Origin of the sequence: Sorangium sp. So ce363 (genome assembly GCF_051520435.1) — a bacterium.
GTDB classification, from domain to species: domain Bacteria; phylum Myxococcota_A; class Polyangia; order Polyangiales; family Polyangiaceae; genus Sorangium; species Sorangium cellulosum_B.
Genome location: NZ_CP150333.1, coordinates 9001421 through 9016988, shown reverse-complemented (window position 1 = coordinate 9016988; position 15568 = coordinate 9001421). Strand labels below are relative to the sequence as shown.

16 protein-coding genes are annotated in these 15568 nt (G+C 71.7%); 7 read left to right on the top strand and 9 right to left on the bottom strand.

Features of this window, described 5'->3' with window-relative positions; translation table 11 throughout:
• Positions 1-12 precede the first annotated feature (12 nt).
• From WMF12_RS33965 to WMF12_RS33945, 5 genes are all read left to right on the top strand, one after another.
• Positions 13-801 carry an HmuY family protein gene (locus WMF12_RS33965; RefSeq protein ID WP_437852102.1) on the top strand — a complete coding sequence of 263 codons (789 nt, stop codon included), beginning with the start codon at positions 13-15 and terminating at the stop codon, positions 799-801.
• Positions 798-2447, top strand: a complete 1650-nt coding sequence (locus WMF12_RS33960) for an MXAN_6640 family putative metalloprotease (RefSeq protein ID WP_437852100.1) — start codon at positions 798-800, stop codon at positions 2445-2447. The genes WMF12_RS33965 and WMF12_RS33960 overlap by 4 nt, the downstream gene beginning before the upstream one ends.
• A gap of 144 nt (positions 2448-2591) precedes the next feature.
• On the top strand, positions 2592-3017 hold the full coding sequence (locus tag WMF12_RS33955) for an STAS/SEC14 domain-containing protein (RefSeq protein ID WP_437740831.1): 426 nt from the start codon (positions 2592-2594) through the stop codon (positions 3015-3017).
• An 84-nt stretch (positions 3018-3101) separates the two neighbouring features.
• A complete protein-coding gene (locus WMF12_RS33950) occupies positions 3102-3527 on the top strand; it encodes an STAS/SEC14 domain-containing protein (RefSeq protein WP_437852098.1) in 426 nt (141 codons plus the stop codon).
• Positions 3528-3680: 153 nt separating this feature from the next.
• Positions 3681-4106, top strand: coding sequence for an STAS/SEC14 domain-containing protein (locus tag WMF12_RS33945; RefSeq protein WP_437852096.1), 426 nt, complete (start codon positions 3681-3683; stop codon positions 4104-4106).
• Between the two features lie 8 nt (positions 4107-4114).
• Here WMF12_RS33945 and WMF12_RS33940 read toward each other — a convergent pair whose 3' ends face one another.
• From WMF12_RS33940 to WMF12_RS33900, 9 genes are all read right to left on the bottom strand, one after another.
• Positions 4115-5719, bottom strand: a complete 1605-nt coding sequence (locus tag WMF12_RS33940) for a S8 family peptidase (protein ID WP_437852094.1) — start codon at positions 5717-5719, stop codon at positions 4115-4117.
• A gap of 89 nt (positions 5720-5808) precedes the next feature.
• Positions 5809-6456 (bottom strand): hypothetical protein, encoded by a 648-nt coding sequence (locus tag WMF12_RS33935; RefSeq protein ID WP_437852092.1) that lies wholly within the window; start codon positions 6454-6456, stop codon positions 5809-5811.
• Between the two features lie 437 nt (positions 6457-6893).
• Positions 6894-7373 (bottom strand): hemerythrin domain-containing protein, encoded by a 480-nt coding sequence (locus WMF12_RS33930; protein ID WP_437524352.1) that lies wholly within the window; start codon positions 7371-7373, stop codon positions 6894-6896.
• Positions 7374-7696: 323 nt separating this feature from the next.
• Positions 7697-8410: a pirin family protein gene (locus WMF12_RS33925; RefSeq protein ID WP_437748067.1), complete on the bottom strand. Its 714-nt coding sequence runs from the start codon at positions 8408-8410 to the stop codon at positions 7697-7699.
• A gap of 118 nt (positions 8411-8528) precedes the next feature.
• On the bottom strand, positions 8529-9488 hold the full coding sequence (locus WMF12_RS33920) for a GNAT family N-acetyltransferase (protein WP_437852090.1): 960 nt from the start codon (positions 9486-9488) through the stop codon (positions 8529-8531).
• A gap of 70 nt (positions 9489-9558) precedes the next feature.
• The gene (locus WMF12_RS33915; RefSeq protein ID WP_437852088.1) at positions 9559-10734 is read right to left on the bottom strand and encodes a hypothetical protein; all 1176 of its coding nucleotides are present in this window, start codon (positions 10732-10734) and stop codon (positions 9559-9561) included.
• On the bottom strand, positions 10731-10961 hold the full coding sequence (locus WMF12_RS33910; protein WP_437852087.1) for an acyl carrier protein: 231 nt from the start codon (positions 10959-10961) through the stop codon (positions 10731-10733). The genes WMF12_RS33915 and WMF12_RS33910 overlap by 4 nt, the downstream gene beginning before the upstream one ends.
• Before the next feature lie 15 nt (positions 10962-10976).
• Complete coding sequence (locus WMF12_RS33905; protein ID WP_437852085.1) at positions 10977-11786, bottom strand: acyltransferase; 810 nt, start codon at positions 11784-11786, stop codon at positions 10977-10979.
• Positions 11787-12099: 313 nt separating this feature from the next.
• On the bottom strand, positions 12100-13128 hold the full coding sequence (locus tag WMF12_RS33900; RefSeq protein ID WP_437852083.1) for a lysylphosphatidylglycerol synthase domain-containing protein: 1029 nt from the start codon (positions 13126-13128) through the stop codon (positions 12100-12102).
• 123 nt (positions 13129-13251) lie between these two features.
• Between WMF12_RS33900 and gor the strand changes: the two genes are divergently transcribed.
• Complete coding sequence (gor, locus tag WMF12_RS33895) at positions 13252-14679, top strand: glutathione-disulfide reductase (protein ID WP_437852081.1); 1428 nt, start codon at positions 13252-13254, stop codon at positions 14677-14679.
• Between the two features lie 148 nt (positions 14680-14827).
• On the top strand, positions 14828-15418 hold the full coding sequence (locus WMF12_RS33890; RefSeq protein WP_437544022.1) for a DUF420 domain-containing protein: 591 nt from the start codon (positions 14828-14830) through the stop codon (positions 15416-15418).
• The last annotated feature ends 150 nt before the right edge of the window (positions 15419-15568 follow it).

Sequence of the window (15568 nt, the reverse complement as noted above, 5' to 3'; positions counted from 1 at the left end):
ACGATGTCGCCCATGCGCACCTCGACTGCGTCTCCCCTCGTCGCCGCCGGCCTCGCCCTCCTCGCCGTGTGCACCTGCGGCTCCGAGGACCCCGTGGGCCCTGGCGGCGCGGAGGGCGGCGGGCTCCCCGCCGGGCCCGTCTGCTCGGAGCCCACGCCGGTGCCCTGCGAGGACGAGGTCTTCCAGCAGATGAACCTCCAGGACACCGTGGCGCCCGGGGAGATCCTCAACGAGCAGGACGGCGCTGGCATCCGCTCCATCGTCGACGCCACCGCGGGCGGCCCCTTCGCTTCTGAGCCCGACGCCTACGTCTATGCCCGGTTCACGGACGCCGGCCTCGAGAAGGTCGAGCTCTCCGACGAGGCAGCGCTCGAGTCCATGGACTGGGACATCGCCTTCCGGCGCTACATCGTGCGCATCAACAGCGGCCACTCCGGGCCGTCCTGCGTCACGGCGGCGCGGCTCCCGGGCACCCCGGACTACGATGGGATCGCGGAGGCGCCCGGCGAGCCGAGGCTCCGCAGCGACGAGTATTTCACCGAAAGCTGCGAGCTCATCCCCGACGGCTCCGGGCTGGACTCCCCGGCGACGGCGCTCTCCGGCTACTGGACCTACCCCGGGTGCGTGAAGATGACCGGCCTCGTCTACGTGCTCCAGCTCGCCGACGGCCGGAGCCTCAAGCTGACCGTCACGCACTTCTACAACGAGCAGACGCAGGCGCAGTGCCAGGAGACCGGGATGGTCCCGATGGAGGACACCGGCTCCGCCAACTTCCAGATCCGGTGGGCGTTCCTGCCGTGACGCGGACCGCCGGCGCGGTGCCCGCGTGGCGCGGCGGCCTGGGCCGCGCCGCGGCCCCATGGCGCCGCCTGGGCCGCGTGGCGGTCTGGCTCGCGCCGACGCTCGCGGCCTCGCTCGCGCCGGCGCTCGCCGGCTGCGGCGCGGACGACACGGCCGCGCCGCCGCTCGACGGGCCCGCCGCGGCGCCGCTCGAACGGCCCGACGCGCGCGGCACGAGCCTCCAGTTCCGGTTCGATCCGGACGACGTCGTCGAGACCTTCGCGTCGGCGTCCGGGAGCTTCCTCGTCCATTTCGCGCGCGAGGGGCGCTGCGCGGTGCCCGCCGAGGACGGCGACGCGACGGGCGTCCCCGACTTCGTCGAGGAGGTCGCCGCCGTCTACGACGAGGTCATCACCCACTACCGAGACGTCCTCGGCTTCCGGCCGCCGAGGAGCGACGAGGACCTGCCCGACAACGGCGGCGACGGCCGCTTCGACGTCTACCTCGTCGACTTCGCCGGCGTCGGCGACGGGGCGTTCCGGGTCGACGCCTGCGCCGAGGACGCCGGGGACCGCTGCGCCGGCTTCATGACCCAGGAGAACGACTACAGCGGCTACGGCTATCCGTCGACGCTGACGGCGAACCGGATCCTCGGCAGCCACGAGCTCTTCCACGCGGTGCAGGCGGGCTACGACCACGGCCAGGACACGCTGATCACGGAGGGGACCGCGGTCTGGGCGACCGAGTCGTTCGACCCCTCGCTGAAGGACTTCGAGGGCTTCGTCGACGGCTACCTCGCGAACACGGATCGGTCGCTCGACGTGCCCTTCACCGGCCCTGTGGACCCCTTCAGCTACGGGAGCGCGCTCTTCTTCCAGTTCCTCGAGGAGCGCTTCGGAGACGGCACGGTCCGCGCGCTCTGGGAGCGCCTCGAGGACGGCGCGAACGGCGAGGCGGATCCGGTGTGGTTCGAGCAGCTCGACCCCTTGCTCTCGTCGCGGGCGCAGGCGACGTTCGCCGAGGCGTTCGTGGAGTTCGCCGCCTGGAACCTGCTCACCGGATCGGCCGCGGATCCCGAGCGCTCCTACGCCGCCGGGTCCGGCTACCGCGGGCTCGCCCCGGAGGAGGTCGCCGCGCCCTACGCGGACGGGCTGCGCGTCTTCCACGCGTCGGCGCAGTACTTCAGCGTCTCCCCCGCCGGGCGCGCGACCATGACGGCCGCGCTCCCGGCGCCCGCGGACGATCCGGCGCAGCTCTCCGGCCTCGCGCTGCTGCTCGCGGCGCGGCGCGGCCGCGTGTACGGCGAGGTGGTGCGCGCCGGCGACGTCGCCTCCGGCGCGGCGCTTGTCGATACGGCGGGCGCCGATGACCTCGCCGTGATCGTGGTGAACGGCCTGCAAGAAGGCGAATCGCGCAAGCCGACGCTGTGCATCGGCACGCCGGACGAGGTCGCCGCGTGCCGGGCCGCCGCGGAGGGCGCCGGCGGTGGTGGCGGCGGCGCCGGCGGCGAGGCGCCCGCCGAGGGCGCAGCGGGCGGCGTCGACGACGTCGGGTGCGGCTGCCGCGTCGTGGCGCCGGCCGCCGCGGCCGCGAGCTCCTCCGCGTCCTTCGGCTGCGCGCTGGGCGCCTCGTTGCTCGCGCTGGCCGCGCGCCGGCGCAGGCGCTGAGCGGGGGCTCACGCGCCGGGCGGCGCGCTCGGCGGCGGCGCGCCGCGCGGCGCTCGGTGAGGCGCGTCACCCGGCGAGCGCTCTCCCGCGCCGGCCCCGCGAGCGCTCGCCGTGCCGTGAGCCGGATGCGCTAGCCTGCGGGAGATGAGCGAGCCCCGTTCCGAGGACGCATGCCCTTTCCTCCGGGAGGACGCCGACGGCATTCTTTGTTTCGCCATCGAGGGCGACATCTCGGACGAGATCGCGCGCTCTCTCTGCGCCGTGTTCCGGCGCGTGTCGGACAGCGGTCGCGAGGTCTTCGTGCTCTCCGACGCGCGCCGCGTCGGGACCCTGACGGCGGCGGCGCGCAGCGCGCTGGCGGAAGAGCTGCGCGGCGTGCGCTTCAGCGGGGTCGCGGTCTTCGGGGCGAGCTTCTCCCTGCGCGTCGTGACCACGCTCGCCTCGAGGAGCGTGCAATTCTTCACGGGCGAGGTCTATCCGCTGGCGTTCTTCGACACGGAGGGCGAGGCCCGCGCGTGGCTGCTCGCCCAGCGAGGCGCGCTCCGGGCCACGCAGCGGCAGGGCGCATGACGCCCGCCGCCCTCCGAGGCGCGCGCCATCGCGCAGCGCCGGCGCGCAGGACGCGCGTCGCGGGGATGGGCTACCATGCCTGGCATGAGCGATCCCCGTCCGGCGGGCGCGCGCTTCGAGCTCCGTGAGGAGCCCGATGGCCTCCTGGTCATCGCGACCGACGGCGATGTCCTGGAGGACAACGCGCGCGCGCTCGTGGACGCCTTCCAGCGCCTGACGGACAGCGGCCGCGAGGTCCTGGTGCTCGCCGACGCGCGTCGCTGCGGGGCGGTCACGCCGGCGGCGCGGAAGGTGTACCTGGACGGGCTGCGCTCGGCGCGCCTCGACGGGATCGCGGTCTTCGGAGCGAGCTTCTCCATCCGCGTCATGGCGACGCTCATCGTGAAGAGCATCAACCTCCTCACGAAGCGGTTCCCCTTGCTCGTGTTCTTCGAGACGGAAGCCGAAGCGCGCGCGTGGCTCCTCCAGCAGCGGGGAGCGCTCCGGGCCGGGCGGCGGATCCAGGCGTGACGTCACCCTCCGCGGCGCGCGGACGACCCGGCGCATGCGCGGCCTCGATCCGCGACCCACGCGCTCGATCGGCCGCTTCGCCGGTCGTCGCGGGTGGCGTCCGTGATCGAGCGAACGTCGTACCGCCGCGCAAACGAGCTACCGTGCAACGCCATGAGCGACCCCCGCATCGACGACGCAAGCCGGGCCCTCCGCGAGGACGCCGAGGGGATCCTGTGCACCGCCATCGAGGGCGATATCTCGGACGACACGGCGCGCGCGATCGCCGCCGCGTGCAGGCGCCTGTCGGAGAGCGGCCGCGCGGTCCTCGTGCTCTCCGATGCGCGCCGCACCGGGACCATCTCGGCGTCGGCGCGCAAGGTGATGGCGGACGAGCTCCGCGGCGTGCGCTTCGACGCGATCGCGCTGTTCGGCGCGAGCTTCGCCGTGCGTGTCGTCTCCACGCTCGCCGCGAAGAGCGTGCAGCTCCTGTCGAGGCAATCCTATCCGGTCGAGTTCTTCGAGACGGAGGGCGAGGCGCGCGCGTGGCTCCTCGCGCAGCGGGATGCGCTCCGGGCCGGGCGGCGGCCTGGAGCGTGACGTCCCCCTCAGGGGCGCGCGCGGGCCGCGCCGCGCCGGCGCGCCGCCGCGGCCAGGCCGAGGAGCGCCGCCGCCGCGAGGCCTCGCCGCTCGCCTGAGCCCGCGCCGGCCGAGGCGCACCCGCAGCCGGCGCGCTGGTCGTCGGCGCCCTCGCCGCCTCCCGAAAGCGGCGGCGGCTCGTCCCCGAGCACCTCCGTGAGCGCCGCGACAGGGTCGATGATCCCGTGCCCGAAGATGGGATCGTGCCCGCTCTCGTCGGGGACCGCGTAGGGCGCCAGCCGCGCCGTCCGGATCATGACGTCGTAGAGCTCGCCCGCCGTCCGCTCGGGCGCGGCGCTCACCAGCAGCCCCGCGACGCCGGCGGCGACCGGGCACGCCGACGAGGTGCCGCCGAACCGCGAGGTGTAGTCGCTCGCGTCGTCCCCCTCGCTCCCGGCGATGTCGGTGCTCAGCGTCCCCGTGGGCGCGACGAGATCGATGGATCTCCCGCGGTTCGTGAACGACGTCGCGTCTTCCAGGTGGTTGACGGCGCCCACGGTAAGGACGCCCCGCACGGCCTGGAGCTCGTCGTCGAGGATCTCCCGGTCGTCGTTGCCGGCGGCGAACAGGACGAGCGCCCCCTTTCCGTTGCGCCCGGCGTCGAACAGGCGGTTGATCGCGGCCTCGACCACCCTGGGGACGGGCATCGGGTCGGCGTACCCCCAGCTGTTCGACACGACGGCGGCGTTCACCTGCAGGGCGAACTCGAAGGCGTCGACCGAGGCGGAGATCGGCCGCGGCTCGTCGTCGATCAGCCGCACGCACCGCAGCCTGCAGGCGGGGCAGCCGCCCGCGATGCCCACGCCGTTGTTGGTGTCGGCGGCGATCAGGCCCGCGCAGGCCGTCCCGTGGTTCACGCTCTGCTCGCCCGGCTGGTAGGTGGGGTCGTCGTCGTCGTCGATGACGTCCAGGCCTGGATCCATCTTCGCGGCGAGGTCGGGGTGATCGAGGTCGCAGCCGGTGTCGATGACGACGATGGACGTGGCCGCGTCTCCCTGCGTGCGCCCCCAGGCCTCCTGCATCCGGAGGTCGTCGAAGTACCACTGGTCGGGCAGGCGCGGGTCGTCCGGCGCGAACGGCGCGCCGTGCGCCTTGAGGCGCACGTGGAGGTCCGGGATCGCCTCGCGCACGGAGGCCGGCCGCGCCGCGCCCTGGAGGCGCTGGGCGAGGTCGAGGCCGTCGCCGCCGCCGGTGTCCCTGACGAGCCACAGCCCGATCGAGGGCATCAGCGGCCTCACCAGCTCGACGCCGGCGGCGCCGAGCGCGTCGAGCGCGTCCTGCGCGCCGGGCTCGACCTCCACGATCGCGGTCGCGCCGACGCTCGCCTCGACCGTCCGGCCGCCTGGATAGCGGAGCCGCACCGGCGCGAGCGCGCGCGGCGTCGAGGACGCGCCCAGCGCGGCCGGACCGAGCCGCTCGACGGCGACGTGGCGCCCGCCGTCCATGAACCACGCGTCGCTCGCTTCCTCCGCCTCCTCGCGCACGGCCGCGCGCGGGCTGGCGAGGCCGTCGCCCGTCATGGCGGCAAGGAGGAGCGCCGCCGAGGAGAGCACCACCGTCGGCTTGCGTCTCATGGCTCTCCTGGATCTACCGGACCCCGCCGCGCTCGGTCTACCGGAGAGCGCGCCGCGCTCGGTCTACCGGAGAGCGCGCCGCGCTCGGGCTAGCCCTTCCCCGGGCCCCGGATCACCATCGACACGAGCAGGTCCCTCATCTTCGAGAGCTCGTCCCGCACCGCTCCGTCGTCGGGGAGCGACGTGAGACGCAGCGTGACGCGCTCCAGGAACTGCTGCCGCGCCCTCTCGAAGCCCGGCACCTGCTGGTCGTGCAGCGCGCAGGTCACCAGCTCGTGATCGAGCAGCCGCCAGAAGAACTTGCCGTCGACGGTCGTGGCGCCGAGCCTCCCCGTGAAGCCGACCACCGCCCGCGCTCCCGCGTCGAGGAGCCTGTCGAACAGCGGGCCGTTCGCGGTCTCGCCGCAGCAGAAATAGAGCACGCGATTGCGCGCCCAGAGCTCGATCTCCTGCGCCGGGCTCTCGTGCGACAGCAGGATGCCATCGGGCGACTCGTCGTCCACAACGCAGCTCGTCTTGCCGTGGGACGACACAACGATCGCCCGGAATGGATTGCCGGTGCTTTCGGCGCGCGCGATCTGGCGGAGTATCCGCCTCCGCTCCGCGCTGGCGCGTCCGAACGGTACGATGGAGAACTGCTCTCCCATACGCCCGTAGAGCTGCGTGCGTCCGGCCGCGAACCACGCGCTGTCCGGGTCGAAGGATGTGTCAATCGAGAGTACAGGTCGAGCCGTCATCCTACCTCCGTCGAAGATCCCCCGGTGAGCGTTGGACATCGCTCGTTCGCGCGCCGGACAGCGTCCGCTGCGCCGAGCAGCTGGCGTACGGCATCAGGCCCTGTCCATCGGCTTCTTCGCAGCATGCTCTCTTCCCGCGGCCATTCCGGACCCCTGCCACGAGACTCGCAGCAGTCTAGAATAACAACCGTAGGGAAACTCCTACTAGAAAAATCGCATTCGCTCCGACGAATTTCTCGGGTTTCTCTGACTTGTAGGGTGGCGCTGGCGCGCGCGTGCGGCTCAGGTTTTTACGTCCGGCTTCAGCACGCGCGTGTTGCGCGAGGGTATCGTTTCTAACAGTCGTCCAGCCGTCCAGCCGTCTCTGAGCTGCGTGTCCGGGCGCTCACGGCACCGGGGGCCACCGGGGAGAGGGGGCTGGAGAGGCAGCGCATGGTTCAGGGGAGGGGCGCTGCGGCGTCGGTCTGGCCCAGGACGAGCCTGCGGGGCTCCCCCTGCTGCAGCGCGCGCATCCTCGCGTGCATCTGCTGCCCGAGCGCTTCGCGCGCGCCGTCGTCAAGGAGCTTCCTGACCTTGGGGAACAGGTGCTCTTCCTCCTCCTTGTGGTGGTGCTCGAGCTGCTCGGCGAGCACATGGAGCTTGGCCCCGAACGTCTCGTCCGCGGCGTCGAGGGCCACGAGATCGGCCAGCACCCGCTTGATGGACAGGTGCTCCTCCAGCGACTCGAGGAGGATATCCTCGGTGCGGCGAGCCCGGACGGCCGGGTAGAAGTCCTGCTCTTCGATCGTGATGTGGGTGGCGAGGAGGTCGGCGGCAGCGGAGAACTGCGCCGCGGTGACGGAAGAGGCCTCCTTCAGCTCGGAGAATCGCTGCTCGAGCTCGCGGTGGTGGCGTACGAGGAGATCGATGGCGTCCATGAGATCTCTATGGAGCGTATACCGCCGGCGAGCAAGCGGGAGAGACGCGCAAAGCCTGCCAGATCGAGATTCACGGATTCAGCCGCCTCGTGGCGCCGGAACAGCAGCGCGGCGGCGGCATGGCGCGTCTGCGGGGGTCGAGCGAAGAGGGATGACGATCATGGCAGTATGTCGCGCCGCCGCCCGCAAGGTGCCTGTTTGCCCCAGGGAGCTCCCTTGCAGGCGGCAGGCCTCTCCTGACGCCGTGGATCATGGGCGCGATCTCCCGCTGTCTCCTCTGTCTCATCGAGCCGCCGGCGAGCGGAGCGCGCGAGAGCCGCCCCTCAGGCGAGGTCGAACAGCAGCACCTCGCCCGCGCCCTTCCCGACGAGGTGGAGCGACTGACCTGCTCCTCCCGCGCCGGGTGCTCCGATGGCCGCCGCGTCGCCGGCCTCGAGCAGCGTCCCGTTCAGCTCGACGCTCCCGCGCGCGACGTGGACCCAGGCGTTTCGGCCGGCCGGGAGCTCGTAGCGCGCCTCTTCGCCTTGCCCGAAGAGCCCCGCGAACAAGCTCACGTCCTGGTGGACCGTGACCGAGCCCTCGCGCCCGTCCTGCGAGGCGACGAGCCGCAGCTTGCCCTGGCGCTCTTCCTTCGAGAACGCCTTCTGCTCGTAGCTCGGCGCAACCCCGCGCCGATCCGGCACGATCCAGATCTGCAGCAGGTGGGTCGGGCCCGCCTTCGAGGTGTTGTGCTCGCTGTGGTACACGCCCGTCCCAGCCGACATGCGCTGCACCTCGCCTGGGCGGATGATCGACCCGTTCCCCATGCTGTCCTTGTGCGCGAGCTCCCCCTCCAGGACATAGGTGATGATCTCCATGTTCTGGTGCGGGTGCATCCCGAACCCCCGCGACGGGGCGACGCGGTCGTCGTTGATGACCCGCAGCGCACGGAAGCCCATGTGCTCCGGATCCTGGTAGTCGGCGAACGAGAACGTGTGGAACGACTGCAGCCACCCGTGGTCGGCATAGCCCCGCTCGCCAGAGCGCCGGATCACCATCGAAGAAGTGTTGTTGCTCATGGCCTCAACATGCGCCTGCCGATCCATCTTGTGAATCGGCATTGTTCTCATGGAAACCATCTGTAATGTAGATGGATGCCCCTGGGACACCGTTGCGTCAGACGACCTCGAGGTTGGTCGTCTCGGCGTCCAGCCAGGGCCCGCCCTTCGGGTGGATCACGAATGCGTCGAACGTCGCGGCCGTCGCGCGCACGCCGGCCGGCCTGAGCTGGTCCTGGGGGACGATCGCCAGGTTCGGCGCGCTCACCGTCGGCGCGGTCGTCTTTCCGCCGAAAGTCTCCGACGCCGCGCGCATCACCGCCGCGAGCCGATCGGCGGTCGGCTCCGGCAGGAAGAGCGCGCCGAGCGTCGCCACGCGGTCGATCCCCCGGGCGGTCGCGATCTCCGACAGGAACACCACCGCGGCGCCGACGGCGCGGCCCGCCTCCTCGACGAGCAGCAGCCGGCGCGGCCGTGGATCGCGGAGGGCGTGCTCGAGGTGCGCCGCGTCGGGCGCCGACCACAGCACGCGCTCGCCGCTGCACGCCGCCATCACGGCGAGCACGTCCTGCACGGCCGATGCCGGCGCGGCCACGGCCCGCGGCGGCGCGGCGCTCGCCCGGGGGAGAAAGCCGTGGTTCCGGCACGCGGTGAGCTGCTTCAGCTCGAGACCCACCGCCGCCACCGCCTTGAAGAGCACGCGCTGCGCGGGCGCGGACCGCGCCTCCACGAACACAGCGATGGGCAGGCGAGTCGCCCGGAGGCCGGCGAGGAGCTCTGTGTACAGCCGGCTCGCCAGCCCTTGCCCCTGGAACTTCGGCCGCACGCTCACGAACGAGAGGACATATCCCTCCGACGTGGCGCCCCGGAACCGGAAGCGGCGCGGCGCGACGCCGATGAAGCCGGCCGGCTCGCCGCCCTTTCGCGCGAGCACGGCCTGCGGCGACGGGCCGGGGAAGCCGAACTGCCATCTCAGGTAGCCGGCCGTGTAATGGAGGGTCGGCGGAGGCCACGCCTCGCGCAGGACGAAGCTGGCCTCCTCCGCCGCCGCGACCGGATCGACGCGCTCGAGCTGCATGGACGCGAAGCCTCTCAGATCCCCCGGGAAACAGAACTGCGAGCAAGCGACGAAGCGGCGATGCGCCGCTCTACAGGGTTGCCATTTCGGGAGCGCGCCGCACGACATCGGGCCAGCCGGTCGGATCGTCGCCGTGCTGGGCCAGGAACGCGTAGACCCACCGCTCCAGGCCGAACGCGATGCACACGCTGTGCATCGGGCCCGCGCCCTCGACATCGCAGCTGAACGCGCGGCCGAAGAAGTCGGTATGGTAGTTCAGCGAGCCGGCCGCCACGCGCTCGCCCTCCGGGAGCATCAACGAGATCTCGTATTTCGTCTCGCTGCTGATCTGGAAGTACGTCTTGGCGGCCGCGTCCGGCGCGATGAAGAACGGGTCGCTCGCCGTCCGGATCTCGCCGGCGAGCCGGTGCTCGTCGAGGTAGCGCGCCACGATCTCGTTCCCCTGCTCGCGCAGCGCGAGGACGTCCTCCCGCGACCCGAGGAAGACGATCTCCCGCATCGTGAACTCCCAGAGCCGCCGCAGGTCGACCATCTTGCTCGACTCGTAGCGGAAGCAGCGGCCCGCGAGGGCGTAGCGCGCGCCGCCAGCCGGCAGCACCCGGTCCCGGTTCGCCGCGTACACGTGGTAACAGACCGCCGGCGAGAGGCACACCTCCGGCTGCGCCATGTCGCTCAGCGCGCGCTCGTCGAGCGTGTCCCGGTCCTGATGCCGCGCCCGGAAATCCTCGATGAGCGGCATGTCCTCCGGCAGATGGCACGTGAACGTGACGATGTGAGGGAACGAGCGGAAGTAGTCGCACTTCGCCAGCGTCGCCGCCGGGATCAACGTCGGCACGAGGATCGGGCTCGGCGAGAACGGCGCGCCGAGCGCCTCCAGCGAGCGATCGAAGTAGCGGTAGAGCCGCAGCGGGATGCCCTCGAGGGCGACCTGGCCCTGGCCCATCTGCGTGATCCCGGCGGGGAGCGCGCCGCCCCGGAACTCCACCCGATCGCACGCCGGGCTGCGGTACACGAGCTTCCGCGTGAGCTGGCGCAGGCTGCGCTGCATGGTGCGCGCGAGGCCCTCCGCCGCCTTCGCGAGGTCGGCCGCGCGCTCCTCAGGGGCCTCGAACTCCAGCGCGGCGCCCTCGCGGACGAAGCGGATGTTCGCGATCTCCTTCGAGAGGAAGGCGATCTGCTTGGGTATCTCCTCCTGCGCCATCTCGGTCGCAGGCGCCGCGAGCTCGACGGTGACGACCCTCCTCACGGCGCGAGCTCCTGGATGAGGGAGCTCAGCGCGCGCGGCGTGCGGGCGACGCTGAACCGGTCGTCGGGGAGCGCGACGTTGAACCGGTCCTCCAGCTCGGTGAGCAGCTGGAGCGCTCGAACCGAGGAGAACCCCGCGTCGTAGATGTCGTCATCGGGCTTGATCGCGGCGGGCAAGCGGCCGACCGTGACGATGACATCGATCACCTTCTCCACCTCGATCACCATGAAAGAACTCCAGGGTTAAGATGCGCTGTCGGAGCCCGAGCGACGCGCAGCGTCGTCCGCGCTGTTCCTCATCACACTCGCATCGGCGCGGTCCGCCGCGGGCCCGATGGGCGGCGGCGGCTCGGTCGTCCGGAGTGATGCCACCCGTCGGGCCGGATTGCCAGCGACGACGGTGTACGGAGGGACATCGGCCATCACGATGGAGCCCGCCGACACCACGCTGCCTTCGCCCACCGTGACCCCCGGGAAGATCGTGGACCGGGTCCCGAGCCAGACGTTGTCCTCGATGACGACCGGCCGCACCTCGGCGTCCGAGGGAGGCAGGCCCCGCCTCCGGGCCTCCGGATCGCTCGGGTGGCCGCTCGAGTCGAGGATGAATACGCCCGCCGCGATCATGCAGTGCTTGCCGATGGTGACCGACTTGCCGACGACGATCCGGCAGCCGTGCCCGATCCCGGTGTTGTCGCCGATCCGCAGCGTGGGGCGGTCGCAGAACCGCGCGGCGAAGATGAAGTCGGTCTTGCCGTCGAGCACCACGTTATCACCGAGGATGATGTCGCCCCGCCCATTGATGAAGTGGATGAAGGTCCCCGTCCGGACACCCTTGCCGTACTGCGCGCAGTGCGACTTGAAATGCGGCTCGCAGACGAGCACACGCGCACCGAAATAATACACCTCGCGCGCTGCCTCGAACGCCATGCGCATCGGGACCACGAGCGGTCGCGGCGCGGGCAGGGTGAAGCTGAGGACCTGCCGGCGCACGTGGCGTATGGCGCGGGCGACGTCGTGATCGGAGGAGGCGAGGAAACGAACCAGATTCTTCATAGAGGGTCGCTCGGCGCGGACTGGTCCAGTCTGCGATGTTCAGCGGGTCGCACGCGGCCAGAAGGACGAAACGAACGCCAGGGGGCCGGAGACTATAACCCGAAACTCGCCACGCCGAACCTGCCCTTGGCCGACCTATCTCTCTTCGGCCTCTGCGGGGCCTCTTTGGTCTCTGCTGGGCCTCTCATTGGCCTCTGCTGGGCCTCTGCTGCCGCTCTTCCGCCGCTCTCCGGCTCCATGGCAAACCATGCGCCAATCGACGTTGGCGAGTAGCCTGGTTGCAAGATTCCAAATACCGTGACGGCGAGCCGCGTTACGCCGCGTCATGGCCGGACGGGGGAGCGTCCGTGGGGCGCTTTGCCTCCCTATGGGGCAAAACGCCCCGGAGCAGGGCCAGGCCGAGCGCGGCCTCGACGAGGGTGAGCGCCACGGCCCACGTCGTCGTCGAGGCGGCGATCGCGGCCAGGCGTGCGTCGCGCGTCGCGCCGGCCGCGAAGCCCTCGAAGAGCGCGGCGGCGAGCACGTCGCGCGTGCCGAAGCCTTGCGGCGTGATGGGGAGCGTCACCGCCACCATCAGGATCGGGATGTACGTGAGGGCGGCTCCAAGGGGAATGCGCACGTCGAAGAACCAGAAGGGGAGCCAGGTGCCGGCGAACAGGACGAGGAGATGCGGGATGCGCGCGGCGAGGGCGACGAGGTGGCCGCGCACGCCCGCCTCGAAGAGCGGGGCGAGGAGCTTTGCGCGGGCGAGCCGGGCCGGGCGCAGCGCGAGGATCGCAAGGTAGAGCGCGCCCGCCGCGAGGAGCAGGGCGGACCCGGCGAGCGGCCCGCCGTTCGCGGGCACGGCGACGGCGCCGAGGAGGAGCAGGCAGCCGAGCCACGACGCGTACACGACGAGCGTCGCGCCGGCGACGCGCGCGAGCGGCACGGCGTGCACGCGCGCGAGGAAGACCGTGATGAAGGCTTGACCGACGTGGTGGTTGAGCAGCGACGGGAGGTAGGAGGCGCCGCGGAGCACGAGGAAGTCGCGGAAGGCGACGGGCGCGATCAGGCGGCGGTAGACGAGGACGGTCGCGAACGTGTCGGCGCCGAGGAGCGCGAGGACGAAGAGGGCGGCGAAGGCGACGAAGAGCGGGGCGTCGACGCGCGACAGGGCGGCGCGGAAGGCGTCGAAGTCGAGCCGGCCGAGGACGAACGCGACGAGCGCGGCCGCCAGCGCGAAGGGCAGGGCGCGGCGCGCGCGTCCCGCGAGGCGCGGCGCGGGACGCTCCTGCAGGTCGCCGTCGCGCGGGCGCGGTGGCGGAGCGTCGGCGAAGGTTCCAGTGTGGGGCGAGGAGCGCAACGGCGGGACCGTAGCAGAATCCCCGCGCCGGTGGCCGAGGCGAAGCCGGAGGGAGCGGAGCCCGTCGCGCGCGACCGCACGGCGCGCGGCGACCGCGCCCCACATGGGGCATAGTCGTCCGCCATGTCCAAGTACGATTACGATCTGTTCGTCATCGGCGCCGGCTCCGGCGGCGTGCGCGCAGCCCGCATGGCCGCTTCCTACGGCGCCCGGGTCGCCGTCGCCGAGTCGCGCCACCTCGGCGGCACCTGCGTCAACCTGGGGTGCATCCCGAAGAAGCTCCTCGTCTACGCCTCGCACTACGCCGAGGACTTCGAGGACGCCGCCGGTTACGGCTGGACGGTGCCCGGCCACGGCGCCAGCGGGAACGGGCACGCCGGCCCGTCGTTCGACTGGTCGACGCTCCTCCGCAACAAGGACAAGGAGATCGAGCGCCTGAACGGCGTCTACGAGAGACTCCTGAAGAACTCGGGCGCCGACGTCCGGCGGGGGCACGCCCGGGTCGTCGATCCCCACGCCGTCGAGATCGACGGCGCCAGGATCACCGCCGAGCGGATCCTCGTCGCGACCGGCAGCTATCCCTGGATCCCCGATCTCCCCGGGCGCGAGCTCGCCGTCACCTCCGACGACCTGTTCCACTTCCAGACGATGCCGCGGCGGGCGGTCATCGTCGGGGGCGGCTACATCGCGGTCGAGCTCGCCGGCATCCTGCACGGCCTCGGGGCCAAGGTGTCGCTGATCCACCGCGGCCTGCACCTCCTGCGCGGCTTCGACGACGACATCCGGGCGTTCCTGGCCGCCGAGATCCAGAAGAAGGGGCTCGACCTCCGCCTGGGCGCGAGCGTCGAGAGCATCGCGCGGCAGGGCGACGCGCTCGTCGCGACGCTCGCCGACGGCACCGAGCTCGCGGCCGACTGCGTGCTGTACGCGACGGGGCGCCTGCCGAAGACCAAGGGGCTCGGCCTCGAGGAGGTCGGGGTGAAGCTCGACGAGGAGGGCGCCGTCGTGGTGGACGACGCGTTCCAGACGTCGGTCCCGTCCATCTATGCGCTCGGCGACGTGATCTCGCGCGTGCAGCTCACGCCCGTGGCCATCGCCGAGGCGATGGCGCTGGTGAAGACGCTCTTCCGCGGCGAGCGCGCGCGCGTGGACTACGCCGGCATCCCGACCGCCGTCTTCAGCCAGCCGAACGTCGGCACGGTCGGCCTGTCCGAGGCGCAGGCGCGAGAGCACCACGACGTCGCCATCTACCTCTCGACCTTCCGCGCGCTCAAGCACACCCTCTCCGGGCGCGAGGAGAAGACGATGATGAAGCTCGTCGTCGACCGCGCGACCGACCGGGTGCTCGGCGTCCACATGGTCGGGCCCGACGCCGGCGAGATCGTCCAGGGGTTCGCCGTCGCGCTGAAGTGCGGCGCGACCAAGGCGCAGTTCGACGCGACGATCGGCATCCACCCGACCGCAGCCGAGGAGTTCGTGACCATGCGCGAGCCGCTGCGGAACGCAGATCGCAGCCCCACGCCGATGGGGATCGCGCCGAGCTCCGCGTAGCCCGGGGTCACTCGGGGCGGCTCCGTCCGCGCCCGTCCGCTTCGGTCCGTCTGCGAGCGCTGGCGGTCGTCTCCGTCCGCTTCCGTCCGCTTCCGTTCGCTGATCCGAGGTCGCCCGCTCGCGTTCGCGCTCGGCGCGCTCCTCTGGTATGGACCGCGCGATGTCGTCCCACGCCTCGAGCCACTTGAAGCCGGTCGGCCTGCTCGCCCGCACCAGCGACCGATCGTTCTACGCCTTCAATGCCGTGCTCTCCGCGGCCGCGCTGGCGTTCCTCGCCTACATCCTCATCATCCGGCGGGGCGCGGGCGGCGCGGATCTCCGCTTCATGCCGCCGCTGAACGCCGCCTTGAACGCGACGGCCGCCACGCTCCTCGTCGCGGGCTGGATCGCGATCAAGCGCCGCGCGATGGTCGTGCACAAGTACCTGATGGTCTCGGCGTTCGCCGCCTCGTCGCTGTTCCTCGTCGGCTACCTCGCCTATCACTTCGTCCACGGCGACACGAAGTACCAGGGCACCGGGCCGCTGCGCGCCGTCTACTTCGCCGTCCTCATCTCGCACATCGTGCTCTCGGCGGGCATCGTGCCGCTCGCGCTGACGTCGTTCTACTTCGCCTACAAGGCGAACTTTGCGAAGCACGCCAAGGTCGCGCGGGTGACGCTGCCCCTCTGGCTCTACGTCTCCGTCACGGGGGTGCTCATCTATTTCATGCTGCGTGGGAGCACCCCCGCGGTGCCGTGAGCGGCGGTCACCCGCTTCGGATACGGGCCCATCTCGACGTTTTCGGTGCTCAGCGCACCGGAGTGCGCTTCCGCGCCGAAAACGCCGATCTGGGCCCGTCTCCTGTGCGGGTGACCGCCGCTCTGCGACGCTTGTACCAGGGGCGAGTGG